21 protein-coding genes, 1 tRNA gene and 1 pseudogene are annotated in these 25,172 nt (G+C 67.2%); 6 read left to right on the forward strand and 17 right to left on the reverse strand.

What is annotated here, in order from left to right:
• Positions 1-71: 71 nt before the first annotated feature.
• Positions 72-1,682 (reverse strand): RNA repair transcriptional activator RtcR, encoded by a 1,611-nt coding sequence (gene rtcR, locus ACFIMZ_RS31435; protein ID WP_431823338.1) that lies wholly within the window; start codon positions 1,680-1,682, stop codon positions 72-74.
• Positions 1,683-2,018: 336 nt separating this feature from the next.
• Between rtcR and ACFIMZ_RS31440 the strand changes: the two genes are divergently transcribed.
• The 4 genes from ACFIMZ_RS31440 to ACFIMZ_RS31455 all read left to right on the forward strand — a co-directional run bounded on the left by ACFIMZ_RS31440 (position 2,019) and on the right by ACFIMZ_RS31455 (position 5,646).
• A tRNA-OTHER gene (locus ACFIMZ_RS31440) sits at positions 2,019-2,091 on the forward strand.
• A 263-nt stretch (positions 2,092-2,354) separates the two neighbouring features.
• On the forward strand, positions 2,355-3,497 hold the full coding sequence (locus ACFIMZ_RS31445; protein ID WP_431825413.1) for a slipin family protein: 1,143 nt from the start codon (positions 2,355-2,357) through the stop codon (positions 3,495-3,497).
• Positions 3,498-3,553: 56 nt separating this feature from the next.
• Positions 3,554-4,777 carry an RtcB family protein gene (locus ACFIMZ_RS31450; RefSeq protein ID WP_431823339.1) on the forward strand — a complete coding sequence of 408 codons (1,224 nt, stop codon included), beginning with the start codon at positions 3,554-3,556 and terminating at the stop codon, positions 4,775-4,777.
• A gap of 53 nt (positions 4,778-4,830) precedes the next feature.
• Positions 4,831-5,646, forward strand: coding sequence for a nucleotidyltransferase domain-containing protein (locus ACFIMZ_RS31455; RefSeq protein ID WP_431823340.1), 816 nt, complete (start codon positions 4,831-4,833; stop codon positions 5,644-5,646).
• A gap of 42 nt (positions 5,647-5,688) precedes the next feature.
• Here ACFIMZ_RS31455 and ACFIMZ_RS31460 read toward each other — a convergent pair whose 3' ends face one another.
• A complete protein-coding gene (locus ACFIMZ_RS31460) occupies positions 5,689-6,357 on the reverse strand; it encodes an O-methyltransferase (protein WP_431823341.1) in 669 nt (222 codons plus the stop codon).
• 133 nt (positions 6,358-6,490) lie between these two features.
• On the opposite strand from ACFIMZ_RS31460, the gene ACFIMZ_RS31465 reads away from it, so the two are divergent.
• The gene (locus tag ACFIMZ_RS31465; protein WP_431823342.1) at positions 6,491-7,786 is read left to right on the forward strand and encodes an O-acetylhomoserine aminocarboxypropyltransferase/cysteine synthase family protein; all 1,296 of its coding nucleotides are present in this window, start codon (positions 6,491-6,493) and stop codon (positions 7,784-7,786) included.
• A 25-nt stretch (positions 7,787-7,811) separates the two neighbouring features.
• On the opposite strand, the gene ACFIMZ_RS31470 is transcribed toward ACFIMZ_RS31465, so the two are convergent.
• From ACFIMZ_RS31470 to ACFIMZ_RS31505, 8 genes are all read right to left on the reverse strand, one after another.
• Entirely contained in the window at positions 7,812-8,036 is a 225-nt protein-coding gene (locus ACFIMZ_RS31470; protein WP_431823343.1) for a hypothetical protein, read from the reverse strand.
• A 143-nt stretch (positions 8,037-8,179) separates the two neighbouring features.
• Complete coding sequence (locus ACFIMZ_RS31475; RefSeq protein WP_431823344.1) at positions 8,180-9,628, reverse strand: GDL motif peptide-associated radical SAM/SPASM maturase; 1,449 nt, start codon at positions 9,626-9,628, stop codon at positions 8,180-8,182.
• Between the two features lie 128 nt (positions 9,629-9,756).
• The gene (locus tag ACFIMZ_RS31480) at positions 9,757-10,344 is read right to left on the reverse strand and encodes a DUF1842 domain-containing protein (RefSeq protein WP_431823345.1); all 588 of its coding nucleotides are present in this window, start codon (positions 10,342-10,344) and stop codon (positions 9,757-9,759) included.
• A gap of 47 nt (positions 10,345-10,391) precedes the next feature.
• Positions 10,392-11,009, reverse strand: coding sequence for a DUF1842 domain-containing protein (locus ACFIMZ_RS31485; RefSeq protein WP_431823346.1), 618 nt, complete (start codon positions 11,007-11,009; stop codon positions 10,392-10,394).
• Positions 11,010-11,058: 49 nt separating this feature from the next.
• Positions 11,059-11,247: a DUF1843 domain-containing protein gene (locus ACFIMZ_RS31490; RefSeq protein ID WP_431825414.1), complete on the reverse strand. Its 189-nt coding sequence runs from the start codon at positions 11,245-11,247 to the stop codon at positions 11,059-11,061.
• A gap of 349 nt (positions 11,248-11,596) precedes the next feature.
• Positions 11,597-13,936 (reverse strand): sigma 54-interacting transcriptional regulator, encoded by a 2,340-nt coding sequence (locus ACFIMZ_RS31495; RefSeq protein WP_431823347.1) that lies wholly within the window; start codon positions 13,934-13,936, stop codon positions 11,597-11,599.
• Positions 13,937-14,722: 786 nt separating this feature from the next.
• Positions 14,723-14,998, reverse strand: coding sequence for a DUF4148 domain-containing protein (locus tag ACFIMZ_RS31500; RefSeq protein ID WP_431823348.1), 276 nt, complete (start codon positions 14,996-14,998; stop codon positions 14,723-14,725).
• A 292-nt stretch (positions 14,999-15,290) separates the two neighbouring features.
• Complete coding sequence (locus ACFIMZ_RS31505) at positions 15,291-15,521, reverse strand: hypothetical protein (RefSeq protein ID WP_431823349.1); 231 nt, start codon at positions 15,519-15,521, stop codon at positions 15,291-15,293.
• 281 nt (positions 15,522-15,802) lie between these two features.
• On the opposite strand from ACFIMZ_RS31505, the gene ACFIMZ_RS31510 reads away from it, so the two are divergent.
• On the forward strand, positions 15,803-16,075 hold the full coding sequence (locus ACFIMZ_RS31510) for a DUF4148 domain-containing protein (RefSeq protein ID WP_431823350.1): 273 nt from the start codon (positions 15,803-15,805) through the stop codon (positions 16,073-16,075).
• 65 nt (positions 16,076-16,140) lie between these two features.
• On the opposite strand, the gene ACFIMZ_RS31515 is transcribed toward ACFIMZ_RS31510, so the two are convergent.
• The 7 genes and pseudogenes from ACFIMZ_RS31515 to ACFIMZ_RS31545 all read right to left on the reverse strand — a co-directional run bounded on the left by ACFIMZ_RS31515 (position 16,141) and on the right by ACFIMZ_RS31545 (position 25,131).
• Entirely contained in the window at positions 16,141-17,556 is a 1,416-nt protein-coding gene (locus ACFIMZ_RS31515) for a heavy metal sensor histidine kinase (protein ID WP_431823351.1), read from the reverse strand.
• A complete protein-coding gene (irlR, locus tag ACFIMZ_RS31520) occupies positions 17,553-18,236 on the reverse strand; it encodes a heavy metal response regulator transcription factor IrlR (protein ID WP_431823352.1) in 684 nt (227 codons plus the stop codon). The genes ACFIMZ_RS31515 and irlR overlap by 4 nt, the downstream gene beginning before the upstream one ends.
• Positions 18,236-21,463, reverse strand: a complete 3,228-nt coding sequence (locus ACFIMZ_RS31525; RefSeq protein WP_431823353.1) for an efflux RND transporter permease subunit — start codon at positions 21,461-21,463, stop codon at positions 18,236-18,238. Before ACFIMZ_RS31525 ends, irlR begins: the two co-directional genes overlap by 1 nt.
• 32 nt (positions 21,464-21,495) lie before the next feature.
• A complete protein-coding gene (locus ACFIMZ_RS31530) occupies positions 21,496-22,959 on the reverse strand; it encodes an efflux RND transporter periplasmic adaptor subunit (RefSeq protein ID WP_431823354.1) in 1,464 nt (487 codons plus the stop codon).
• Positions 22,960-22,968: 9 nt separating this feature from the next.
• Complete coding sequence (locus ACFIMZ_RS31535) at positions 22,969-24,267, reverse strand: TolC family protein (RefSeq protein WP_431823355.1); 1,299 nt, start codon at positions 24,265-24,267, stop codon at positions 22,969-22,971.
• A gap of 131 nt (positions 24,268-24,398) precedes the next feature.
• Positions 24,399-24,584, reverse strand: a pseudogene (locus ACFIMZ_RS31540) (aminoglycoside phosphotransferase family protein); the annotation flags it as partial.
• 157 nt (positions 24,585-24,741) lie between these two features.
• The gene (locus ACFIMZ_RS31545; RefSeq protein WP_431823356.1) at positions 24,742-25,131 is read right to left on the reverse strand and encodes a hypothetical protein; all 390 of its coding nucleotides are present in this window, start codon (positions 25,129-25,131) and stop codon (positions 24,742-24,744) included.
• Positions 25,132-25,172 lie beyond the last annotated feature (41 nt).

Genomic DNA, 25,172 nt, shown 5'->3' on the forward strand with positions numbered 1-25,172 from the left:
CGCGATCCGGCACGCATGCCGCATCGTCGAGCGGATCGACGCGCACCACCCCGCCCGACCACCGGCTCCGATCAACGAAGTGCATCGAACGCCCGCCGCACCCCATCCCAATCGAGCCCGAACCGCGCGAGATACTTGCGCAGCCGGTCCGCATCATTCGGCTGCTTCTTGCTTTGCCGCGACACCGCGAACAGCGTGCGCCCCGCCTCCGACAAGCTCGCCGCCATACGGCACACATCGAGCACCCGCTCGAGCTGCACGCGGTCGAACAGGTCGAGCTCCGCGGCGCGCTCGCCGAACACCGCGCCGACGAGATCACCTGCGTCATCCGCCGCCGACCACGTGCGCGCAAGCCGTTCGACCTCCTGCTCGGCGATCGTCTCGGTGATGCGCCCCGCATCCGCGAGCGTCGCCATCCGCGTGACCGACGCCGACAGCTCGCGGAAATTGCCCGCCCACGCGGCACGCGACGACGCGGCAAACGCGAGATAGCGCCGCTTCGCCTCGACGTTGAAGCGCACCTGCTCCCCCTGCTCGCGGCCGAAGCGGTCGAGCTCGAAATCGAGGTTCGGCTCGATGTCCTCGCGACGTTCGGCGAGACCGGGCAATTCGTAGGTCCACAGGTTGATCCGCGCGTACAGGTCCTCGCGGAACGTGCCCGCCGCCACCATCTGCCGCAGGTCGCGGTGCGTGCCCGCGATCAGCTCGAAATCGCTGGACGCCTCGGCATCCGCGCCGACCGGCAGGAAGCGCTTCTCCTCGACCGCCTTCAGCAGCATCGCCTGCTCGTCGAGGCCGAGCTCGCCGATCTCGTCGAGGAACAGCAAGCCGCCGTCCGCCGCGCGCAACAGGCCCGCGCGCGCATTCTGCGCGCCGGTGAACGCGCCCTTCACGTGCCCGAACAGCGTGGACATCGCGGCGTCGCCGCGCAGCGTCGCGCAGTTGATCTCGATGAACGGCCCGGCGAGCCGATGCCGGCCGCGCTTCAGTTCATACACGCGCTTCGCGAGGAACGACTTGCCCGCGCCGGTCGGCCCGACGAGCAGCATCGGCGCGCGCGAGCGCACCGCGACGCGTTCGAGCTGTTCGATCAGCGCGTTGAAGCGCGCGTTGCGCGTCGCGATGCCCGCCTTCAGGAACGACACCGTCTCGTCGCGCTCGCGCGTGAAGCGCTGCGCGATCCGGTTGTAGCGCGACAGGTCGAGATCGATCACCGACACCGTGCCAGGCCCGCTCGGCCCCTCGTCGGTCTGCTGCGGCGGCCCGGTCTGCACGAGACGCGCGGGCAGGTAGCGCGCCTCCGCGAGCAGGAACCAGCAAATCTGCGCTACGTGCGTGCCGGTCGTGATGTGGACCAGGTAATCCTCGCGGTCGAGATCGAACGGATACGCGCGCGCGAACTCGTGCAGCGCCGCGTAGACCTCCTCGAAATCCCACGGATCGTGGATCGCCATCGGCGTGAGCCGCACGTCGGTGTGCGACGACGCCTGCGCGAGATCCTCCTGCACGCGTTTCGCGAGGCGCTCGTAGCTCGGCGGATACAGCAGTTCGAGCCGGTCGATCGGCAGGTCCGGCTGCTCGCACAGCGAAATCGTCGGCCGCCACTTGCGCCAGCGGCGGTGCGCACGGCCGCCCTGGTCGAGCACGGTGCCGAGAAAGCCGATCGCGACGGTCTTGCGCATTTTTATCCAGATTTATAAGAGACGATCGGATCGTATCAGAGTTTTGGAGTGCTGCCGTCGGCGGAGAGCACGGGCATTTCCACGCCAAATAAAAATTTCCTCTTTCGATTCAAGGCATTGAAATTTTTTTTGGCCACTGCGCGGCGCGCTGGCACGCTCCTCGCTATATATCTCGGGCCGGATGTCCCGCTGGCCCGCGAGCCAAGGTTCAAAAGCCTTGCTGGTGCGCCGCCGCCGAACCCCGTTCGTCGCGGCCGCGCATGCCGCCATGGACAGACGAAGGCAAAGGGACGCGCTGGATGCGTGAGCCCGGGTTCGATTCCCGGGGCGTCCGCCTGTTCGGAAGCTCATTTGGTTAGAGCAGTCGGTGAAAACCGATGTGTAGCGGGTTCGAATCCCGCTCGAACGCTGTCCGCGAGGACAGTCTCGTAGATGAAGCAGTACCCGCCGGAGCGGGCCGCAAGGCCCGCCGCGCGTCGGACCGGTCGCGGTTCCGCGCGAACGGCCGGGCGGCCGGACGGCCCGCGCGAACGCGCACGACGACGCCATGCGGCACGCGTCGCCGCGCGCGCCGGTGCGGCGCCTGACGCCCGGCCCGCCCGCTCGCGTCGCGCCCCGATCCGTGCGATGCGCGTCTGCCGGCGGACCATGAAGAAAAGGACAAGAATGAATATGTGGAAGCGTCATGTGGTGAAAAAGAACGAACGCGCGCTGCTGATGAGCGAGGGCGATTTCGTGAAGGTGCTCGAACCGGGGGTGTTCAAGGCTTTCGATCCGTTCAATCGTCTGACGGTGCAGACCGCGCGCCTCGACGCGCCGCTCGCCGACGAGGCGCTCGCCGATTACCTGCGCCACGACGCGCAGGACGTGCTGGCGCGCTACTTCGTCGCGATGGATCTCGCCGACGACGAGGCGGGCCTGCGCTACGAGAACGACGTGCTCGTCGAGATCGTGCCGCCGGGCACGCGCCGGCTGTACTGGCGCGGCCTGATCGAGCACCGCCTCGAGCGGATCGATCTCGCGCAGGGCGGCGCGCTGCCGGCCGGACTGGCGAAGCGCCTGACGCAGCCGGCGCTGCGCGCGCGCGGCGTCGCGGGGCTGGCGGGCGTGCTGCTGGCGCAGGTGCCGGCCTACCATGTCGGCGTGCTGAAGATCGACGGCAAGATCGAGCGCTTGCTGGACGCCGGCCTGTCCGCGTTCTGGCGCTTCAATCGCGACGTGGCGGTCGAACTCGTCGACCTGCGGCTGCAGGCGCTGGAAGTCGGCGGGCAGGAAATCCTGACGCGCGACAAGGTCGCGCTGCGCTTGAACCTGTCGGCCACCTGGCGCTACGCGGATGTACTGCACGCGTACGGGCAGTTGCAGAAGCCGGTCGAGCACCTGTACCGCGAGCTGCAGTTCGCGCTGCGCGCCGCCGTCGGCACGCGCACGCTGGACGAGCTGCTCGAGGACAAGCAGGCGATCGACGAGGTCGTGATCGCGCAGGTGCGCCCGCGGCTGGCCGATTCGGGGGTCGACGTGCGCAGCGTCGGCGTGAAGGATATCGTGCTGCCGGGCGACATGAAGACCATCCTCGCGCAGGTCGTCGAGGCCGAGAAGGCCGCGCAGGCGAACGTGATCCGCCGCCGCGAGGAAACCGCGGCGACCCGTTCGCTGCTGAACACCGCGAAGGTGATGGAAGAGAATCCGACCGCGCTGCGGCTCAAGGAGCTGGAAACGCTCGAGCGGGTCGCGGAACGGATCGACCGCATCTCGGTGTTCGGCGGTCTCGACCAGGTGCTGAACGGGCTCGTCAGCATCAAGGCCGCGCAATGAACGCGGCAGCGCGGCGCAGGAGCGCCGCGCCAACCATAACGAAACAGGGTGAAGCAATGAGTGAACTGGATTATCAAGTCATGGAACTGGCGCACGGCAAGCCGGTGAAGATGTGGACGACCGGCGTCGCCGTCGAAGAGGACGCGCGCGAACAGCTGCGCAATACCGCGCAGATGCCGTTCATCTTCAAGCACGTGGCCGTGATGCCGGACGTGCACCTCGGCAAGGGCTCGACGATCGGCAGCGTGATTCCGACGAAGGGCGCGATCATTCCGGCCGCGGTAGGCGTCGACATCGGCTGCGGGATGATGGCCGCACGCACGACGCTGACCGCGGCGGACCTGCCGGACTCGCTCGCGGGCCTGCGCAGCGCGATCGAACGCGCGGTGCCGCACGGCCGCGCGCCGGGCCGGCGCGATCCGGGGGCGTGGGGCAACCGCGCGCCGCAACTCGTCGACGACATGTGGAAGGAGCTGCTGCCCGGGTTCCAGCGGATCGTCGCCAAGTATCCGAAGCTGGAGAAGACCAACAACTACGTGCACCTCGGCACGCTCGGCACCGGCAACCACTTCATCGAGGTGTGCGTCGACGAGAACGACAGCGTGTGGTTCATGCTGCACAGCGGCTCGCGCGGCGTCGGCAACGCGATCGGCAGCCTGTTCATCGAGCTCGCGCAGGCCGACATGCGGCAGCACATCGCGAACCTGCCGGATCGCAACCTCGCGTACTTCAACGAGGGCAGCCGCCATTTCGACGACTACGTCGAGGCGGTCGGCTGGGCGCAGGACTACGCGCGGCACAACCGCCAGGCCATGATGGCAGCGGTGATCGAAGCGGCGCGCGGCGTGATCGGCAAGCCGTTCGGGGTCGACGAGCACGCGGTGAACTGCCACCACAACTACGTGCAGAAGGAACGCCACTTCGGCGAGGACGTGCTCGTGACCCGCAAGGGCGCGGTGTCCGCGCAGAAGGGGCAGCTCGGGATCATTCCGGGCTCGATGGGCGCGAAGAGCTTCATCGTGCGCGGCCTCGGCAATCCGGAGAGCTTCTGTTCGTGCAGCCACGGCGCGGGCCGCTCGATGAGCCGGACCGAGGCGAAGCGCCGCTTCACGGTCGAGGACCAGGTGAAGGCGACGCAAGGCGTCGAATGCCGGAAGGATGCGGGCGTCGTCGACGAGATCCCGATGGCCTACAAGGACATCGACGCGGTGATGGCGGCCCAGCGCAGCCTCGTCGAAGTGGTGCACACGCTGCGTCAGGTGGTGTGCGTGAAGGGTTAGCGCGGCGCGCGGCCGAGAAGGCCGGGCGGCCGCGCGCAATACGAGAGAACAGGATGAAACGAGAAGAAGAAATGAAAACCGTGCGCAGCGCGCATCCGGTCGACCCGGCCGTGCGCGAGCGCGTGATGGCGGAACTCGACGACGTCGAGCGGCGTCACGACGTGAAGGTGTTGTTCGCCTGCGAATCGGGCAGCCGCGGCTGGGGGTTTGCGTCGCCGGACAGCGACTACGACGTGCGCTTCGTCTACGTGCACCGGCGCGACTGGTATCTGCGCGTCGAGCCGCAACGCGACGTGATCGAGCGCCCGCTCGACGACGAGCTGGACGTGAGCGGCTGGGAGTTGCGCAAGGCGCTGCAGCTGCTGCACCGCTCGAACCCGACGCTGCTCGAATGGCTCGATTCGCCGGTCGTGTATCGCGAGGATGCGCCGCTGGCGTCGCGGCTCAGGTCGCTCGCCGGCGCGTTCTTTGCGCCGCTGCGCGGGCGGCATCATTACCTGTCGATGGCGAAGAAGAACTTTCGCGGCTATCTGCAGGGGGAAACGGTGCGCTACAAGAAGTACCTGTACGTGCTGCGGCCGCTGCTCGCCGTGCGCTGGATCGACATGGGGCTCGGGATGCCGCCGATGCGGTTCGCGGAGCTCGTCGCCGGGACGGTGCATGAGCCGGCGGTGCTGGCGGAACTCGATGCGCTGCTGGAACTGAAGATGCGGGCAGGCGAAGGAGAATATGGGCCACGGCGGCCGGCGATCCACGCGCTCGTCGAGTCGATGCTTGCCGATGCCGAACACGATCGCGAATACAAGCGGCCGTGGGGGGAAGTCGGGATGCTCGATGCGTTTCTGCGCGATGTGATCGAACGCGGGTGACTGAAGAACGGCGCGCTGCTTGCGGGCATCGCGCCGCCTCGTTCACGCCCCCACGATCGAAATCGCAAACCCGTCCCACCCCTTCAGCCCGACGGTCTGCACGGCCGTCGTCGCGACGCACGGTTGCGCTGCAAGGAACCGAAACCCGTCGCGCACGCCGACCACATCGGCGTCACGGTTGTCCGGATCCGCCACCCTGCCGCGCCGCACGACGTTGTCGACGACGATCACCGTCCCCGGCCGCGACAGCTTCAGCGCCGCCTCCAGATAGACCGCGTTGCTCTCCTTGTCCGCGTCGATGAAGATGAAGTCGAACGGCTCCGTGCCCGCTTCGACGAGCTGCGCGAGGCTGTCCTTCGCACCGCCGACGACGACCGACACGACGTCCGCGAACCCGGCGCGCGCGATGTTCTGCGTCGCGACCCTCGCATGCTCGGGATTCAGCTCGAGCGTCACGAGCCTGCCGCCCGGCGGCAACGCGCGCGCGAGCCAGATCGTGCTGTAGCCGCCGAGCGTGCCGACTTCGAGAATGCGCCGTGCGCCGCGGATCGTCGCGAGCAACTGCAGCAGCTTGCCCTGGTTCGGCGCGACGTTGATCGCCGGCAACCCGGCCGCGTCGCTCGCCGCCAGCGCGGCATCGAGCGCATCGTCCGACGGCACGAGCGTCGCCGAGAAATATGCATCCACCTGCGTCCACTGATCCTGATCCATTGCGCACCTTTCGTCTGCGGAAAAGCGCATTCTATGCCGCATGCGTCAATAAGCAACGAACCAATCGTTCTAAGTCTTGCAGACCGCCACTCCTATAATCGCCGGACCATCACAACAACAGACGGAGCACACCATGACCGACAGGGCCTCTTCCAGCTGGCGTCTCGAAACCATCGCCGTCCACGGCGGCTATCGTCCCGACCCGACCACGCGCGCGGTCGCGGTGCCGATCTACCAGACCGTCGCATATGCGTTCGACGACACGCAGCACGGCGCGGACCTGTTCGACCTGAAGGTGCAGGGCAACATCTACACGCGGATCATGAACCCGACGACGGACGTGCTCGAGCAGCGCATCGCGGCGCTCGAGGGCGGCGTCGGCGCGCTGGCGCTCGCGTCGGGGCAGGCGGCCGTCACCGCCTCGATCCAGACGATCGCCGAAGCCGGCGACAACATCGTGTCCGCCAGCACGCTGTACGGCGGCACCTACAACCTGCTCGCGCACACGCTGCCGCAATACGGCATCACCACGCGCTTCGCCGATCCGCGCGCCCCCGCCTCGTTCGACGCGCTGATCGACGCGCGCACGAAGGCGATCTTCGCGGAATCGGTCGGCAACCCGCTCGGCAACATCACCGACATCGCCGCGCTCGCGGAGATCGCGCATCGTCACGGGATCCCGCTGATCGTCGACAACACCGTGCCGTCGCCGTACCTGCTGCGGCCGTTCGAGCACGGCGCGGACATCGTCGTGCATTCGCTGACGAAGTACCTCGGCGGGCACGGCACGAGCCTCGGCGGCGCGATCGTCGATTCGGGCAAGTTCCCGTGGGCGGAGCATGCGGACCGCTTCAAGCGCCTGAACGAGCCCGACGTGAGCTATCACGGCGTCGTCTATACGGAAGCGTTCGGACAAGCCGCGTATATCGGCCGCGCGCGCGTCGTGCCGCTGCGCAACATGGGCGCGGCGATCTCGCCGTTCAACGCGTTCCAGATCCTGCAGGGCATCGAGACGCTCGCGCTGCGCATCGAGCGCATCAGCGACAACACGCTGAAGATCGCACAGCATCTCGCGCGCCACGAGAACGTCGAATGGGTGAGCTACGCGGGGCTGCCCGACCACCCCGACCACCCGCTCGTCGCGCGCTATCTGTCGGGGCGCGGGCCGGGGCTCCTGACGTTCGGCGTGAAAAGCGGCCGCGCGGGCGGCGCGAAGTTCCAGGACGCGCTGAAGCTGTTCACGCGGCTCGTCAACATCGGCGACACGAAGTCGCTCGCGACGCATCCGGCATCGACGACGCATCGGCAGCTCTCGCCGGCCGAACTCGCAAAGGCGGGCGTGAAGGAGGAAACGGTGCGGCTGTCGATCGGCATCGAGCACATCGACGACCTGATAGCCGATCTCGACCAGGCGCTCGCGCAGCTTTGACGGGATCGCGCGGGCGGGCGGCAGGCTACCGCGTCGTGGCGCCCGCCGGATGCGTATCGACGATGCGAACGCCGTTGCCGGGCGCGTCGCCTTCCCTGCGCAGAACTGACCACGAATCGATCCCATGTTCGCGCGACTTGCGGCTGCCGTCGTCGGTCAGGATGTTCATCGCGACGACCTCGTCACGCGCGGTCAATGGCAATTGCTCCGCGGGCTTGCGCGTATCGCTGGACAGCAGGCGTTCCGGCAAGGCGCGACCACGCATTCAGCCCGGACGCGCGATGTGTCCGGGCTTTTTTTCATGCCGTCGTCCATACGGAAGCGTTCGGCCCGGCAGCGTATATCGTCCGTGCGGCCGTCGTCCCGGGCAAGGCTGCGCGCCGCCGCGCCCGGTCAATTCAGCAGTCGCTCGACTTCCTCGATGAGCGCGCGGCGGCGTTGCGCAGCCTGCTCATAAGCGTGCGCGGCGGCCTCGATGTCCGCGCCGCAGTGCGGACACTGGCGCTCGTGCTGATGGACGTAGCCGTTGCAGGCACGGCACAGACCGAGTCTGGGCGGGATTCTCCCGACGTCCGGCGCACGCTTGCCCGCGTGTTTCCACGCGAGCTCGACGACCTGCCCCGACCGGGAAATGCTCGACACGGGCGTGCCGTCCGAGATGCGCTCGGTGACGAGATCGAATCGCCCCACCGCGAATGACGCAGGCGCCGCAGCCTCGATCTTTTCGATCCGTTCGCGCAGCCCCCGCTTTTTCAGCTCGAGCACACGGTAGTGGCAGTAAGGGTTGTTGCCCGGCTTGCCGAGCAAGGAATGCGAGGTCCACGTGCAGCCGCCGCGGCACACGTCCGCGTAATAGCACGTGCGGCAGAATCCCCACAGGTCGTCCACGGACCGCAGCCTGCCGAAATGTATCGCCTCGCTGGTCCGCCAGATCTGTTCCAGCGACAGCTCGCGGATATTGCCGCCCGCAAAGCCGACCGTCGCGAGCGACGGGCACCCCTTTACGGTTCCGTCCGCTTCGAGCGCAATCACGGTCTGCCCGGCCGCGCACCCGGTCCAGTGCACCCGCTCGTCCCCGAACCCGCGCCACAGATGCTCGTAAGGGCCGTAGTAGCCGATGTTGTTGCCGACGGTCATCAACAGGCCGCGATCGAGCCCTCGCTTGTAGAGATCGGCGAGCAGCGGCATCAGCTCCTCGAGCTGATACGGCTGCAGCAGCAATTCGTCGTGATCGACCGCGTTGCCCATCGCGACCGTCAGCTGAATCTGCCAATGCGTGACCCCGATCTCGATGATCGTGTCCATCAGCGCCGGAAGATCGCGCATCGTCGCTGCGCCGATCTGCGTATTCACGCTGACGGCGAGACCGTGCGCGCGGGCGCGCTTGAGCGTATCCACCGCCCGGTCGAACGACCCCGGGACATTGCGGACCTTGTCGTGCAGCGGCGCCAGGCCGTCCAGCGACACGCCCAGGCCGTTCAGGCCCGCTTCGACGGCCTGGGCAAGCCGTGCCGGCGTCAGATTGCGGCCGCCCGTCTGGATCGCGCAGTACATCCCGTGCGAGCGGATCGCCTTGATGAGCTGTGTCCAGTCCTTGCGCAGGTAGGCCTCGCCGCCGATCATCGACACCTCGCGCGTGCCGAGCCTGGCCAGCGACTCGATCACATCGAGGCACTCGCTCGTCGAGAGCTCGTTGGGACGCCGGCGGCCTGCACGGGATCCGCAATGCAGGCACTTCAGATCGCAGGCCAGCGTGATTTCCCACACGACATGAACCGGGATGAAACGTTGGTAATCCTCATCGCCCAGGAAACGAACCGGGCGCGCTTGGGTCTCGTCCATGCCGAAGTCCTTCGATTGTCGTTTCACTCGCGTGGACCGCTCGGGCTACCGGGCCGCCCGCGGCTTTCCTGCCGGATGTCCGGGACGCGCGCCGCCGCGGCGGCACGCGTCCTTCGCGTCGCAATCGCTCAGCGTCGCGCTTCCAGCCGCGCGATCTCGGCAGTCAGGCCGGCCAGCGCCTGCTCGAGGCGTCCGGCATCGGCGAGCTGTTGCTCCGCCTCGCGAGCAAGCGCCTTCATGCGGCTCAGGTCACCCGATTCCCGCGCCTCCTGCAAGCCGACGCCATACAGCGGCGCCACGGGCTGCTTGTGGGACTCGAGCGGCTGCAGCGTGCCGACGGCGGTCATGATCGCGTGTTCGACTTCGTGCCAGCTTTCCCCGTCGAAGAACCGGTAGCTGGCGACACCCGACTTCCAGTCCGCGTCCACGATGCCCTCGAGCTGGAACGTTTCGGCCAGACGGCTGGTCGGCCCCGATGGGCTGCCTTGCAGGCTGAGGACCAGCTGCGCCCTGGCGCCGTGTACCAGCACCATCGGGTTGAATTGGCCCCATACCTGTGCACGAAATTCGAGCGGCGGCCAGGTCGTCTGACTGATGCGGGCGACGCCGCTGACTTTCTTGGCCGGCGGGTTGACGAGCAGCGCCAGCGTGAGGACCGGTGCGCCTATCACCGGCGTTGCGACGCGGAAATTCACGGGAAAAAGTGCTGCGGACATGACGGTAGCTCCTGTAGCGAATGGGGATCGGGTAAGCCCGGCCGGGCTCAATGCCCGGCTTCCAGACGGGCGATTTCCGCCTTCAGCGCAGCCAGCGCCGCCGCAATTTCGTCGCGGCTCTGCAGCTGATGATTCGCCGCAGCGGCAACCGTCTTCATGTGCGCGAGATCACCGGAGGCCGTCGCCTGGTGAACGCTCACCCCGTACAAGGTCTGCGACCTGCCGTACAGGCTCGGGATCACCGGACCCGGCTCGAGCGTCACGAATTCCCGATCGATCCTTGCCGGTACGTTCTCGATGGCGTGCCAGCTGCCGTTGTCGAAGTAGCTGTAGGAGGCCACGCCACGTTGCCAGTCGCTTTCGAGCACGAGTTGCAGCTTGAACGTCACGACGGAATTCGAGTTCGGCCCGCCGTCATTGCCCTGCAGCGTCACCAGAATTCGCGTATTGGCGGGCGGCATCAGTGCCATGTAGGTGTAGTTGCCCCACACGTCGGCATGAAACTCGACGGGCGGGTTCACCGCCTGCGTGACCGTCGCGGCGCCGACCACACTGCGCTCGGGGGTGTCGACGAGCAGCGCGAGCCTGAGCGTCGGCGCGCCCGGCATCTCCGCGCCGATGACGTAGCCGACCGGGAAAAGCCCTGTAAGTGTCTTCTCGGACATCTGATCCTCCTGGGTGGTGAACGAAACGGCGAGGCGCGTCGACGACTGGTCAGGCTCGTTCGCGCTTCACGATTTCCTGCTTGAGCTTGCCGACCGCGGCGGCAAGGTCGCCGTGCTGCTTCAGGACCTCTTCGGCCTGGCTCAGCAATGCCTTCATTTTTGTCAGATCGCCTTCGGATATGGCCTGGTGGATCGCTACGCCGTAAGGCGGAATGGCGTGCCCGGTTTCCCTGTTCATATCGTTCTCGCTGAAAAGAGGGTTGTTCTGATTCGCGGAGCCTCCGCGCATCAGATAAAGCAACGCATGTGCCACGCGCCGCGCGTGCCGTGTGCGCGCGCAAGACCTGCGGCGACACGTCGATCGACGGACGAATTCGTCCGGCCGCACGCCGTGCGATGGACGCATTCGTCCATGCGCGGCGGGTTGATTCCGCGTGACGGATGGCGCGACGGCAAAGCCCCCGGACTCGAGGAAGGAACGCATGGATGAGCGCCGTGCGTGACGCGGAAAACGGAGCGGAACGAAGTTGGGGTACCTGCCCGGTGCGGACACCCGTCATCGGGGCCCGGCCGCACCGGTTCCGGGGTCAGCGGCCCATTCCGTCGTGCGGCGCGTTCAGGAAATCGCCGTAGCGCAGCCCCGGCAGCAGCCCGGATGCCTGGATCAGGCCCGTGCCCGGGCGCGCGGCCGCAGGCACGTGCAGCGCCCGCTCGGGCGTTTCGACGGCTGGCACCGTCCGCCCGGTCTGTCGCAGCAGATCCGCGAGATAGGTCGCCGCGGCAAGTCGCGCGGGTACCGAGCCGAGGGCCAGCGCCGTCGAGATCGCGATGCGCAGCCCTTGCTCGGCCGCGCACGTGTCGCCGAGCATCCATTGCGCACGTGCCTTGACGATCAGCAACTCGCCGAGATAGGCGCGCTCATGTCTGCGGATCGCTTCGTCGAGCGCTTCGGAAACGAGCGCTTCGCATTGCCGCGCACGCCCCGTGCTCAACAGGATCTCTCCATGCTTCCAGGTCTTGATCGAGTAGAAGAGCGCACCGCCCTGCTTTGCGATGTCGTTGTCATAGCCGTCGATCAACAGCGCCTCGGCTTCGCCGTGCTTTCCGATCGCGCTCAGGTAGCAGGCGCCGAATATCCGTCCCACGCCACCGCAGCAAGGCGGACCGCCGGCCGACGGCGCCGCATCGAGCGCGATCGTCAGATCCCTGAGCCGATCGACGTCGTCGAAGCGCATCGCGAGCCATGCGGCGCCTTGCAGATCGACGACATGACCGGGCGAATGCGGATGCTCGTCCTCCGTTCGCGCGATCAATACGTCCAGCGCACGGCGTGCATCGTCAACCGCCCCGGTCTGGTAGGCCGCGAGCCCCTCGAACGTCAACGCGAGTCCCGCGACATCGATGCCCTGGACCCCGGGCCGGCGGTCGGCGCGCCCGATGCCACGCAAGCCGCCGCGGGACAGCGATGCCAGCGCCTCCTCGCTGTCGCCGAGCCAGAACAACGTCATGGCGAGCGCCACGTGGGCCTCGTCGAGCGTGGGCCGATTGCCCATCGCATGCGCCCGCTGGAGCAGTTCCTGTGCCGTCGCGCGCGCCTTGTCGAGCTGCAGCGTCACCAGTTGCGTCGTCCAGATGCCGAATTGCACCACCGCGAGTTCGCACGGGTCGCACACGCCGTCGCCGATCGACAACGCCGCCGTGTAACAGGCCATCGCATCGGGAAACAGCCAGCCGTGGATGCCGCGCAAGCCGACGGCAAGCAGGCGATACGCGCCGAACTGCAACTGGCGGCTGTCTTCGGTCTGGCTGCTTTTTTTCAACAGGTCGAGACACCGGTGCAGCAGCGGAACAGCATCGCGAAACTGCGCGGCGCAGACCAGCGCTTCCGCGCGCTCCAGGCACTGCGTCGCTTCCCCGTGTTGCGCTTCGCGCGCCTTGAGCCGGCGCTCGACCACCTTACGGCCAACGCCGAGCAACGCGGCCGCCGCGCTCTTGTTGTACGAAGTCCTCTCCAGCGCGCGATCGATCAGCAGGCTTTCGGCTGCGGCCAGCTTGTTGTCGCCGTCGAGCGCCAGCAGACGATCCGCGAGATGGACCCGCGCAGCGTCATCACACGCCTGAGTCGCCAGAAATGGCTCGAGCGCGCCTGCCTCGACCCGAGCCTGCGGGGCGAATACGCTCACCTGACTGACGAGGTTGCGCAACTGGCGGACATTGCCGGGCCACGGCTGTTCGCACAAACGCTTGATGGCCGCCGGCGTGAACGCGATTGCACGCGCCTGCTGGGCCGAAAAATGGGCGACAAGGAGCGGGATGTCCTCGTTTCGTTGCGCGAGCCCCGGCACGTTGAGAATGCATGCCGCGAGCCGGTAGAACAGGTCTTCGCGGAACCGGCCGGCGTGCGCTTCTTCCAGCAGGTTGCGATGCGTCGCCGCGACGACGCGCCCTTCGAAACGCACGCTTGCCGATGCCCCGATCGGCCTGAACGTGCGCGTTTCGAGCACGCGCAGCAATTTCGGCTGCAGCGCAAGCGGAAGCTCGCCGATCTCGTCAAGAAAGAGCGTGCCCGCCCCCACTTGCTCGAACAGGCCGTGATGGTGTTCGACGGCGCCCGTGAAGGCGCCTCGCACATGACCGAAAAACTCCGCTTCGATCAGGTCGTGCGGGATGGCGCCGCAATTCACGTCGATGAACGGCAGGTCGCGACGCGGCCCGTTTGCGTGAACACGCCGCGCGACCAGTTCCTTGCCGGAACCGGTCGGCCCGACGATGAGCAGCGTGTGCTCGGTCGGCGCGACACGGTCGATCATCCCGACCAATTGGCGAAACGCGGACGACACGCCGATCAGCGCAGGCGCTTCACGTGCGGTCGTGTCGCGTGCGCGCGCCGCCGGGCCGACGCCTGCCCCGTTCCGTATCGAGTTCATTGCGCGATGCGCGGAAATCGCGCGACGTCGTCGGCCCGCCGAACGGCGGTGCCGGCACACGCCGTCGCGCCTGGATCGGGCAATCTGCCCGCGTCGCGGATTTCGGTCCCCGGTCTCGCCATGCGCTTTCCTATTCGGTCGAATTCGAGAGCGATGTTTCTTTCATATTTCTTGTTTCGACAAAGCACGATGGCGGCACTCGTCGAGTCAACCCGCCAGCGCATTTCTTGTTCAAGAATCCTGACGTTGCCGATCTTTCGACCCCATGTTGGCTGAGGTTTCAAATAGTGTAGTGGGAATTCGCAGCGTTTGATTCAAAAGAAACGGGGTGTGAATAACCAATTCGGAGAGCCCATTCGGAACGCGCAACAATCTTCAATTTTGTGCACGACCGGCGGGTGGATGGACGGGCGTTGACGATGCCATGCAGGATCGATGGCTACCCCGTCGTGGCGCCCGCCGGATACGTGTCGACGATGCGAGATCCGCTGCCGGGCGCGACGCCCTCTCTGCGCAAGGCCGGCCGCAAATCGATCGCATGTTCGCGCGACTTGCGATTGCCGTCCTCGATTCCGCATGATCCACGCGCGAACATCGCGCGCCCTGTTCCCGACGCCACGGCCGCGGACTCGCAGCGCGCCCGTTCACTCGCGCGATCGCGAGCGTCGTGTGCCGTCTCGCGGGACATCTGGCGTTCCGGCCACCCGTCTGCCATCGCGGCAGACGACGACAGCCACGCTGCGACCACAATCCATCTTGCGACACTTCGCATTGCGACCTCCCCGATCAGCGAACCGTGAAGCGCTCGTCGTGAGCATCGAACGTCGGCGTCTTCTCGCCGCCGTGTACGGTCGCGCGGTGAATCTCGCGATTGCGCTCGATGAGCGCAGGGCTCGTCGGGTAGTCTTGCTTCGTGCTCGGGATCACGCCATCGTGCCGGGCCTGCAGGAGTTCCCGGAGAACCTCCTGCCGGGTTTTCGACTGCGCGGCCGCGCCTTCGGAAAATGCCGCGATCGAAAGCGACGCGGCAGCAATGGCGATCGTGAGTCGCAAGCGCTTCATTTTTTCACTCCTTGCCGGAAATCGATGAAAGGAGCCTTCACTATGATCGGCGCGAGGTGCGTGCTCGTGATCGCCGCATGACGTTTCCGTCACCCGGCGAACGCGCATGAAAAAAATGTCATCTTCGAATCAGGTTCGCGCAGCGTCCTGTGGTTAGGATCGGCAGTGGTGCGGGTGATATCCGTCCCTGAACCACGCGACGCATGGCGTTGCCGCAAGGCGCGACCACGCATTCAGCCCGGACGCGCGACGTGTCCGGGCTTCTTTTCATGCATGGCCGCGACGGCGGCGATCATTGCGCCGCGCTGCGTTGCGGAAAGACGCACGGATGCGTCTTGACGTGCAGGTTGGGATTGCCGCAGCGGTGTCCCGCATAGTCGACCTGTTCACCGGGCGCCAGATCCCTGGCAACTGCCTTTCTTTCGCCGACGGACGAGGCAACGCCGCCACCGGATACGCATCCGGCGAGCAACGGAATGATCAGGACTGCGATGACGGAAAGACGACGGTCGATGTGATTCACTTTGCGGGTCGGTATCGAAGTGGAAGCAGGACCGTCCGCTTTCCGGAGCGCAATCGCGAACGGCATGGATGCCCCCGGTACCGCCGGGCAGCGGTCCGTGGCCCACTTCATCTTCGTGCCTGCGCGCATCGCATCGATGACGCGGACATGACGATTGCGTCATGTCCGCCGCGCGCCCGAATCTGACGCATTTCTCATCTTCCGATCATGGTCGCGCATGGCCGGCTGCGCATACTGGCTTCACGGCTCGCCAACCGGCGGCCACGTTCAAGGAGCACGCAATGAAAGCAGCAAGGATGGCAGCACTTTTCGTCGCCGCGACGCTGTCGCTCGGCCTCGCGGCCCAGGCCGCCCACGCGCAGGGCAAGACCCGCGCGCAAGTCGTCGACGAACTGAAGCAGGCGCAGCACGACGGCGTCGTGCCGACGAGCAAGACCCAGTATCCGCCGACCACCGACATCGTCACGCGCAACAAGGAACTTCACGGCATCTCGGTCCATGCGGGCGACGCGTCGCCGCAGGCCGACCGCCACGACAATCTCGCCGGGCGCTGACATCGCGCCCGCCCGATGCGCATCGGGCGCCCGCACCGCAAACGCGCGGGTGCGCGAGCGCGTCGTCAGGCGCGGGACAGCTTCGCCGCGGCCGTTCGGTGCGGAAACCGCAGCCAGAACGTCGTGCGCTTGGCCGGAACGCTATTAACGCCACACTCGCCGCCGTGGTTGTCCATGATCGACCGGACGATGGCGAGGCCGAGCCCCGTCCCCGACGCGGAATTGTGCCGGGACGGATCGACGCGATAGAACCGCTCGAAAATGCGCGCGACATGTTGCGCGTCGATGCCGGGCCCCGTGTCGGAGACGGTGATCGTCGTCGCGTCGTCCGCTGCCATGCAGTCGATCGCGATCACGCTCCCGCGCGGCGCATAAGCCAGCGCGTTGGACAGCAGGTTGCTCAACGCGCGCTGGTACAGCGTCAGGTCCGCGTCCACCCATGCGTGCCCGCCGACCCTGACCGACACGCCGGCATCCTCGGCGAGCGGTTCGTAGTAGCCCGCGACGCGTTCCGCCTCCACCGCGGCGTCGAGGCGGCGCACGTCGATCGACGTGCCGGCCTGCTCCGAACGCGCGAGAAACAGCATGTCCTCGATCATTCTCGACAGCCGCTGATATTCGTCGATGCCGGATTCGATCACGCTGCGGTACTCGTCCGCGCTGCGCGGCTGCGACAGCGCGACCTGCGCGGCCGCCTGCAGGTTGGTGAGCGGCGTGCGCATGTCGTGCGCGAGGTTCGACGAGAACTGGCTCAGGCGCGTGAACGATTCGTTGAGCCGCGCCAGCATCCCGTTGAACGCGTGCTCCAGTTCCTTCAGCTCGCCGGCGGTGTCGAGCTCCGGCAGCGGATGGGCAAGCCGGCTGGTCGACATCTGTTCCGCGCGGGCCGCGAAGCGGCGCAGCGGGCTCAATCCCAGCGCCGCGATGCCGTATGCGATCACGGCGGCCAGCGCGACGCCGAATACCTCGATCACGATGATCGTGTACGCATGCGCGCGCAGTTGCCGGATGTCCGCGCGCCGGTCGTACTGAACCACGATGCGCACGACGGGTGCGGCTGCGCCGGCAAGCGGCGCGGTCGCGACGAGATAGCTCAGGGTCGAGCGCGACGCGACAAAGACAGCCGGCATGTTGCGCGCCTCCCGCGACAGCAGCGGCGCATAGGCGCTGAACCCGCCGGTGCCGACGAGGCGATTGCCGGCGGCGTCGTAGATGGCCAGCTCCATGTTCGGATGGCCGTGCAGCTGGTCGACCCACACGTCGGTGTTCCGGGCGACGTCGGCGGTCGTCCGCACGTCGGCCAGATGCGTGCGCAATGCCGCGACGATCCCGCTCAGCTGCTCCGCGGCCGACGTCTCGATGCGGTTGCGCTGCGCCTCGTAGAGCGCGACGCCGCTCGACGCGAGGATCACGGACGTCGACAGGATGATCAGCGCGGTCAGGCGCCCGCGCAGCGTGCGCGGCAGCAGGCGCCGGATCATCGGTTCGCGCCGTCGCGCGCTTCGATCACGTAGCCCATGCCGCGCACCGTGTGGATCAGCTTGGGTTCGTAGGCGTCGTCGATCTTCGAGCGAAGCCGGCGGATCGCGGAATCCACGACGTTCGTATCGCTGTTGAAATTCATGTCCCACACCTGCGACGCGATCGTCGCGCGCGGCAGGATCTCGCCCTCCCGCCGCATCAGCAGCCACAGCAGCGCGAACTCCTTGGCGGTCAGCAGGATCGTGTCTCCCTGCCGGGTCGCCTTGCGGCGCGTCAGGTCGAGCTCGAGATCCGCTACGCGCAACGTGTTCGATTCGCGCGGCTGCCCGCGCCGCAGAATCGACTTGATGCGCGCGGTCAGCTCGACGAAATCGAACGGCTTCGCGAGATAGTCGTCCGCGCCGAGCTCGAGGCCCTTCACGCGGTCACCGACGTCGTCCATCGCGGTGAGGAACAGGACCGGCGTCGACTTGCTGCGGCGCAGGTTCTGCAGCAGCGTCCAGCCGTCCTGGCCGGGCAGCATCACGTCGAGCACGAGCAGGTCGTAGTCTTCCGTTTCGGCCTGGTGCAGGCCGGTGATGCCGTCCTCCACCCAGTCGACGACATACCCGGCCTCGGTCAGCCCCTTGCGAAGATAGGCGCCCGTCTTCGGTTCGTCTTCGACAATCAAGATCCGCATTACACATTACCCTTGAAGAAACCCAGCCGTCTCAGCATCCGCATCGGCGCGCCGGCGCCGAGCCCGGCCCTGAACGCCGTTCGCCACGACACCGCGTGACTGACGCGGTACAGCACCGGCAGCACCAGCAGCGTCAGCGCGGTCGACGACAGGATACCGCCGATCACGACGGTGGCGAGCGGCCGCTGCACTTCGGCGCCCGTGCCGGTCGCGAACGCCATCGGCAGGAAGCCCAGCGACGCGACGAGCGCGGTCATCAGCACGGGCCGCAGCCGCGTCAGCGCGCCCTCCCGCACCGCGGCATCGAGCGGCGCGCCTTCGTCGCGCAGGTTGCGGATGAACGAGATCATCACGAGACCGTTCAGCACGGCCACGCCGGACAGCGCGATGAAGCCCACCGCAGCGGTGATCGACAGCGGAATGCCGCGCAGCCACAGCGACACGACCCCGCCGCTCAGCGCGAACGGAATGCCGGTGAACACCAGCAAGCCGTCCTTCGCATTATTGAACATCACGAAAAGCAGGACAAACACCATGAACAGCGCGAGCGGCACGACGAGCTTCAGGCGCTCGCTCGCGCTCTGCAGCTGCTCGAACTGCCCGCCCCACGACACCCAGTAGCCGGCGGGAATCCGGACGTCCTGCTGCAACTGCTCGCGCGCGGCGGCGACGAACGAGCCGACGTCGCGACCCCGGACGTTCGCGCTGACGACGACGCGCCGCTTGCCGTCCTCGCGGCTGATCTGGTTCGGCCCCGGCGCGACCTCGATCGTCGCCAGCTCCGCGAGCGGCACGTACGGCGCCTGCACCGTCGTGCCGCTCGCGCCGAGCGCCGCCGGCGCGGGCAGCGCGATCGGCAGCCGCTTGATCGCTTCGATGTCCGAACGCAACTCGTCCGGCAGGCGCACGACGATGTCGAAGCGCCGGTCGCCCTGGAACAGCGTGCCGGCCTTCTGTCCGCCGACCGCCGCGGCCACCGTATCCTGCAGGTCCGCGACCGTCACGCCGTAGCGCGCGAGCTTGTCCCGGTCGAGGTTGATCGTGAGCACCGGCAGGCCGGTCGTCTGCTCGACCTTCACCTCCGACGCGCCGGGCACCTTCTGCAACACGGCCGCGATCTGCTCGCCCGTCCGCTCGAGCACCGCCATGTCGTCGCCGAAGATCTTGACGGCGACGTCGCTGCGCACGCCGGAAATCAGCTCGTTGAAGCGCAGCTGGATCGGCTGCGAGAACTCGTAGGCGTTGCCCGGCAGATCGGCGAGCGCCTCCTCGATTTCCGCGACGAGCCGCTCGCGCGGCTTCTTCGGGTCCGGCCACCGGTCCACGGGCTTGAGCATGATGTAGCCGTCCGACAGGTTCGGCGGCATCGGATCGGCGGCGATTTCCGCGGTGCCGGTGCGCGCGAACACGCGCTCGATCTCCGGGAAGCGCCGCTTGAGCGTCTTCTCGATCGACTTCTGCATGTCGACCGACTGCGACAGGCTCGTGCCGGGAATCCTCAGCGCGGCGACCGCGAGGTCGCCCTCGTTCAGGCTCGGGATGAACTCGCTGCCCAGACGCGTCGCGAGGCCGAGCGTGACCGCGACGATCGCCGCCGCGCCCAGCATGACCCGCGCCGGACGCACCATGAACGCGGCCAGCACCGGCTCGTACGCGCGCCGCGCCCAGCCCATCAGGCGGTTCTCCTTCTCCTCGACGCGCTCGCCGATGAACAGCGCGACGGCCGCCGGGATGAACGTGACCGTCAGCACCATCGCTGCGGCAAGCGCCATCACGACCGTGACGGCCATCGGGTGGAACATCTTCCCTTCGACGCCGGTGAGCGCAAAGATCGGCAGGTACACGACCATGATGATCAACTGGCCGAAGATCAGCGCGCGACGCGCTTCCTGCGACGCGCCGAACACTTCCGCGAACCGCTCGTCGCGCGTCAGCGGACGGCCCGCGACCGCCTGCGCATGCGCGAGCCGCCGCACGCAGTTCTCGACGATGACCACCGCGCCGTCGACGATGATGCCGAAGTCGAGCGCGCCGAGGCTCATCAGGTTCGCGCTCACCTTCGCGTTGACCATCCCGGTGAAGGTCATCAGCATCGACAGCGGAATCACGAGCGCGGTGATCAGCGCCGCGCGCAGGTTGCCGAGGAACAGGAACAGCACGGCGATCACGAGGATCGCGCCTTCCAGCAGGTTCTTCTTCACCGTCGCGACGGCTTTTTCGACGAGCACGGTGCGGTCGTAGACCGGAATCGCCTTCACGCCCGCGGGCAGCGTCCGGTTCACGTCCGCCATCTTCGCCGCGACCGCCTTCGCGACCGACCGGCTGTTCTCGCCCATCAGCATGAACACCGTGCCGAGCACGACCTCCTCGCCGTTCGACGTCGCCGCGCCGGTGCGCAGCTCGCGGCCGATGTCGACCTGGCCGACGTCCCTCATCCTGACCGGCACGCCGCCGACGTTCGTCAGCACGACGTTCGCGATATCGTCGACCGAGCGCGCCTGGCCGGGCACGCGCACGAGGTACTGCTCGCCGCGCTTCTCGATGTAGCCGGCGCCGACGTTGTCGTTGTTGCGCTCGAGCGCGCGCACGACGTCCGCCAGCGTCAGCCCGTAGGACATCAGCTTGGTCGGGTTCGGCGCGACGCGGAATTCCTTCACATAGCCGCCGATCGAGTTGACTTCGGTCACGCCCGGCACGTTGCGCAGCTGCGGCTTGACGACCCAGTCCTGCAGCTCGCGCAGGTCCGCGGGCGAATAGCGCGTGCCGTCGGGCTTGCGCGCGGCGGCGTCCGCCTCGACGGTCCACAGGTAGATTTCGCCGAGACCGGTCGACGTCGGCCCCATCGTCGGCGCGACGCCGGGCGGGAGCTTGTCCTTCGCTTCCTGGATCCGCTCGTTGACGAGCTGCCGCGCGAAGTAGATGTCGGTGCCGTCCTTGAAGATGACGGTCACCTGCGACAGGCCGTAGCGCGAAATGGAGCGCGTCTGCTCGAGGCCGGGGAGTCCGGCCATCGCGGTCTCGACCGCGTAGGTGATGCGTTGCTCCGCTTCCAGCGGGGAATAGCCGGGCGCCGGCGTGTTGATCTGGACCTGGACGTTCGTGATGTCGGGTACGGCGTCGATCGGCAGCTTCTGATAGCTGAAGATGCCCAGCGCCGCCACGGCGGCGATCGCCAGCATCACGAGCCAGCGGTGCGCAATCGCGAAGCGAATCAGGCGCTCAAACATTGCAATGATCCTCTGAAACCGAAAACGGCCGCTTACTCATGTTCCGCGCTCCCCTTGCCGAGCTCCGCCTTCAGCACGAAACTGTTCGATGCCACGTACGCCTGACCGGGCTTGAGCCCCTTGAGCACTTCGGCGGACTGCTCGTCGCGGCGGCCGATCTCGACGGCCTGCGCGACGAAACCCTTCGGCGAACGCACGAACACGGCAGGCGCGCCGTCGATGTCCTGCAGCGCGTCGCTGGCGACGGCCAGCGGCACGTGTTGCCGGCCCGCGTCGACCGACACGTTGACGAACAGGCCGGGCCGCCACACGCCGTCGGGATTCGGCAGCACGACGCGCGCCGGCGCGGTGCGCGTCTGTTCGCCGAGCAGCGCGCCCACGTAGGCGATCGGGCCGCTCGAGCGCGATTCGAACGCGGCCGCGCTGACGGTCGCGTCGCGGCCGACCCGCACGTCGTTCAGCCGCTGCGCCGGCACGGCCATCTCGGCCCACACCGACGACAGGTCCGACACGACGAACATGCTCGCGTCGGCGGCGATCGCTTCGCCCGGCGTCGCATGCTTCTCGACGACGGTGCCGGCGAACGGCGCGCGCAGCTCGTAGCGGTTCAATGCCTTCGCGCCGGCAGGCGCGTTCAGCGCCGCCAGCTTCTGCCGGGCGTTCTGCACCGCGATTTCGGCTTCGCGCAGTTGCACCTGCGCCTGCTGGTAATCCTGTTCCGCCGAGATGCGCTCCTGCCACAGCGTCTTTTCCCGTTCGTAGGTCGTGCGGGCCGCGGACAGGCGGCGCTCGGCCGTCAGCAGCTCGCTGCGCCGGTCCGCGAGGTCCGTGCTCGCGATCACCGCCAGCACCTGCCCCTTCGCGACGTTCTGCCCGAGCGACACCGCAACCTGCTCGACGATCCCGGCCACGCGCGGCACGACATGCGCGGTGCGATCCTCGTTGAACTTGATCTCGCCCGGCAGCTGGAACGGCGTGGCGATCTGCGCGGGCCCGGCCTTGGCGAGACCGATCCGCGATGCCGCGATCTGCGCGTCGCTCAGCGCGACCGCGCCGTCCACCCGCGAGAACGGAAACGCGGCCGTGCCGCCGGGCCACTTCACGTCGATCGTCACGTCGAACACGTGCGGCTTCCGGATCGGCTGCGCCGACGTGAATTTTTGGCCCGACGGGTCGAACCGCACGGCTTCGCGCGAGCCGTCGTGCCGGACCAGCATGCCGGATACGGACACGCCGTCGCGGGCCGGCTTGCCGTCGACGAACGGATAGACGACGAGGCGCGCGTCGCCGGGCTTTCCCGTCATCACGATCTCGACGGAAAGCTTGCCGTTCTTCAGCACGACGCCGCCGTATCGACCGGCTGCTTCGGAGGCTGGCGCGACGCCGGCCGCGCCGGGCACGGATGCCGGCTCCGCCCCGCTGCGGGCGATGGCGACTGCTGCGACGATGACGCCGGCGACGGCCACCGTGATGACGAGGAATTTGCTGCGCGACATGAGGGTCCTTCAGGGTGAGGTGGGCGGCGTTTGCGCGACGCTCGTCAGCGGCGTGCCGACGAGCCGGCCGATGTCGGCGCGGGCGGCGTGCGCATCGGCGAGCGCCCGCACGTACTGCGACTGCCCCTGGAACAGGGTCCGCTGCGCATCGAGCACGTCGAGGAAGCTGAACTTCCCGAGTTCGTAGCCGCGCGACATCGCGTCGAGCGCGAGTCGCGCGGCGGGGAGGATGTCGGTCTTCAGGCGCTGCGCTTCCTGCGCGGCGGCTTCGTAGTTCGCATAGGACTGCGTCAGTTCCAGCCGCAGGCGCGCGCGCTCGCGATCGAGATCGGCGTTCGCGCGTTCCGCCTTGTGCGTCGCTTCGAGCAGCGCGCCCTTGTTCGTGTCGAACAGCGGAATGGGAATGGCGATGCCGACGACGGCCTGGTTGTCGGGCACGCCCCCCGTCACGACCCGCTTCATGCCGGCGCTGACGGTGACGTCCGGAATGCGCTTCGCGCGCTCCAGCGACACCGCTGCGTTCGAGCGCAGCATTTCCGCACGGGCGACCCGGGCAAGCGGCGCATCGGCCAGCCGCTCGACGAGCGCGGCAAGCGGCGCCACGGCCGGCACGGCTTCGAGATCGCCGACCGCGACGCGCGCTTCGGTGCGCACGCTGCCCGTCACCGCATTCAGTTTTTCCCGCGCAATCTCGACGCGGCTGCGCGCGGTCGCGACTTCGATCTGCACGGCCGCCGCGGCGACCTGCGCCTTGGTCGCCTCGACCGGCGAGACCTTGCCCGCCCGCGCGCGCCGGCCCGCGAGATCGGCCGAGCGTGCGGCGAGCGCGGCCGATTCGTCCGTCACTTGCAGTTGCCGCTGCGCGGCGAGCAGCCCGTAGAACGCGCGGGTCACGCCGGCCCGCACGGCGGCGCCCTGTTCGTCGAGCGTCGCGACAGCGGCTTCGCGGCCGTAGGCGGCGACGTCGAGCCGCGCGCGCCGCTTGCCGCCCAGTTCGATGGTCTGGTTGACCAGGGCGGTCGTCGTGCGCTCGGTGCCGCCGAAGCCTTCCTGCAGCAACGACAGCTCGGGATTGGGCCGCACACCGGCCTGCATCAGGGCGCCGACGGACGCGTTCGAATCGGCGAGCGCGCCGCGCAGCGCGGGGTTGTTGCGGGCCGCGATGCCGAGCGCGTCGGCGAGCGTCAACGGTGGGGAAGAGGCGGCGGTAGCCGCGTCGCCGGCCGGCGTTTGAATCAGGGAAGGCTGGGCATGAGCCGAAGCGGCCGCCGCAAGGACGGCGAGCGCAGCCAGGTTACGCATGAGCATGTTCGAGTCTGCATTGACAGTTTCGCGACCGATGCTACGGTCCTGCCGCAGTGCAAACATGATGCGAACATGATATTTCCGTCATTTTTGGCGCGCGTCGTGGTGCACGGCCGTCGCACGCGACGCGTCGTTCAGGCGATTCGCTTGCGTGTGCGCCGACGGTGTTCGAGCCAATCGAGCAACCGCCTCCCATCCCGTTCGCCGAACCATCGCGCATGCCCGATCAGATAGCCGTCGTACGCGACATCGACCGTCTCGGGCGACCCGACGATCCCGTCGAAATACGCAACCTCGGACAGCGCGAACTCGGTATGCACTCGACCTTGCCGAACGGGCGCTTGCTCACACTGTCGCGAACAAGCTGACGGCGAGTGTGACGAACGCAGCGAGCGACGCCAGTGCAAAACGTTTCGGTAACGTGTTCGATTGCAAGAGAAAAAATCCCCGCGGATGCGGGCTTACGCCGCATCGAAATTACTTGATCGCCTTGCTTGTGGGCACCACGCGTGGATCATCGCAAAGCCACGCGCAACTTCCCTTGCATATCGGAGTCAACTCGATCACGATTTGATGAATAGTGAGCGTGCCATCGGGATGCTTAACTACCATCTCATCCGTGAACGTTTTCTTGTCAATCAATATATTCCCACTCTTAATGCCAAGCTGCTGCAAATATGCCTTAACATTTTCGGCCCGAACCTCTTTCAACCGCTCCACATGCTCTTCGCTTTTATATGCCCCCGCAATCACAACCGCCTGAATTTCCACATCTGGCCATTTTTTTGCATCAATCACAATATTCGCAATTGCGAGCCTGTCAGCATTAGAAATATCAGCAATGTTGAACGGCAGTTGAGCCTGCATTTCCTCCCCGATAGTACAGGAGACAGCTGATCCATGAAGAA

It is taken from the genome of Burkholderia sp. F1 (assembly GCF_050813845.1).
GTDB lineage: Bacteria > Pseudomonadota > Gammaproteobacteria > Burkholderiales > Burkholderiaceae > Burkholderia > Burkholderia ubonensis.

Excerpts from the sequence above, each read along its gene's own strand:
- ACFIMZ_RS31455 (WP_431823340.1), top strand. The coding sequence starts at position 4,831 with ATGAAACGAGAAGAAGAAATGAAAACCGTGCGCAGCGCGCATCCGGTC.
- ACFIMZ_RS31475 (WP_431823344.1), bottom strand. The coding sequence starts at position 9,628 with ATGGACGAGACCCAAGCGCGCCCGGTTCGTTTCCTGGGCGATGAGGAT.
- ACFIMZ_RS31460 (WP_431823341.1), bottom strand. The coding sequence starts at position 6,357 with ATGGATCAGGATCAGTGGACGCAGGTGGATGCATATTTCTCGGCGACG.
- ACFIMZ_RS31510 (WP_431823350.1), top strand. The coding sequence starts at position 15,803 with ATGAAAGCAGCAAGGATGGCAGCACTTTTCGTCGCCGCGACGCTGTCG.
- ACFIMZ_RS31545 (WP_431823356.1), bottom strand. The coding sequence starts at position 25,131 with ATGCAGGCTCAACTGCCGTTCAACATTGCTGATATTTCTAATGCTGAC.
- ACFIMZ_RS31500 (WP_431823348.1), bottom strand. The coding sequence starts at position 14,998 with ATGAAGCGCTTGCGACTCACGATCGCCATTGCTGCCGCGTCGCTTTCG.
- ACFIMZ_RS31535 (WP_431823355.1), bottom strand. The coding sequence starts at position 24,267 with ATGCTCATGCGTAACCTGGCTGCGCTCGCCGTCCTTGCGGCGGCCGCT.
- ACFIMZ_RS31515 (WP_431823351.1), bottom strand. The coding sequence starts at position 17,556 with ATGATCCGGCGCCTGCTGCCGCGCACGCTGCGCGGGCGCCTGACCGCG.
- irlR (WP_431823352.1), bottom strand. The coding sequence starts at position 18,236 with ATGCGGATCTTGATTGTCGAAGACGAACCGAAGACGGGCGCCTATCTT.
- ACFIMZ_RS31465 (WP_431823342.1), top strand. The coding sequence starts at position 6,491 with ATGACCGACAGGGCCTCTTCCAGCTGGCGTCTCGAAACCATCGCCGTC.
- ACFIMZ_RS31480 (WP_431823345.1), bottom strand. The coding sequence starts at position 10,344 with ATGTCCGCAGCACTTTTTCCCGTGAATTTCCGCGTCGCAACGCCGGTG.
- rtcR (WP_431823338.1), bottom strand. The coding sequence starts at position 1,682 with ATGCGCAAGACCGTCGCGATCGGCTTTCTCGGCACCGTGCTCGACCAG.
- ACFIMZ_RS31530 (WP_431823354.1), bottom strand. The coding sequence starts at position 22,959 with ATGTCGCGCAGCAAATTCCTCGTCATCACGGTGGCCGTCGCCGGCGTC.
- ACFIMZ_RS31485 (WP_431823346.1), bottom strand. The coding sequence starts at position 11,009 with ATGTCCGAGAAGACACTTACAGGGCTTTTCCCGGTCGGCTACGTCATC.
- ACFIMZ_RS31450 (WP_431823339.1), top strand. The coding sequence starts at position 3,554 with ATGAGTGAACTGGATTATCAAGTCATGGAACTGGCGCACGGCAAGCCG.
- ACFIMZ_RS31525 (WP_431823353.1), bottom strand. The coding sequence starts at position 21,463 with ATGTTTGAGCGCCTGATTCGCTTCGCGATTGCGCACCGCTGGCTCGTG.
- ACFIMZ_RS31495 (WP_431823347.1), bottom strand. The coding sequence starts at position 13,936 with ATGAACTCGATACGGAACGGGGCAGGCGTCGGCCCGGCGGCGCGCGCA.
- ACFIMZ_RS31490 (WP_431825414.1), bottom strand. The coding sequence starts at position 11,247 with ATGAACAGGGAAACCGGGCACGCCATTCCGCCTTACGGCGTAGCGATC.
- ACFIMZ_RS31445 (WP_431825413.1), top strand. The coding sequence starts at position 2,355 with ATGTGGAAGCGTCATGTGGTGAAAAAGAACGAACGCGCGCTGCTGATG.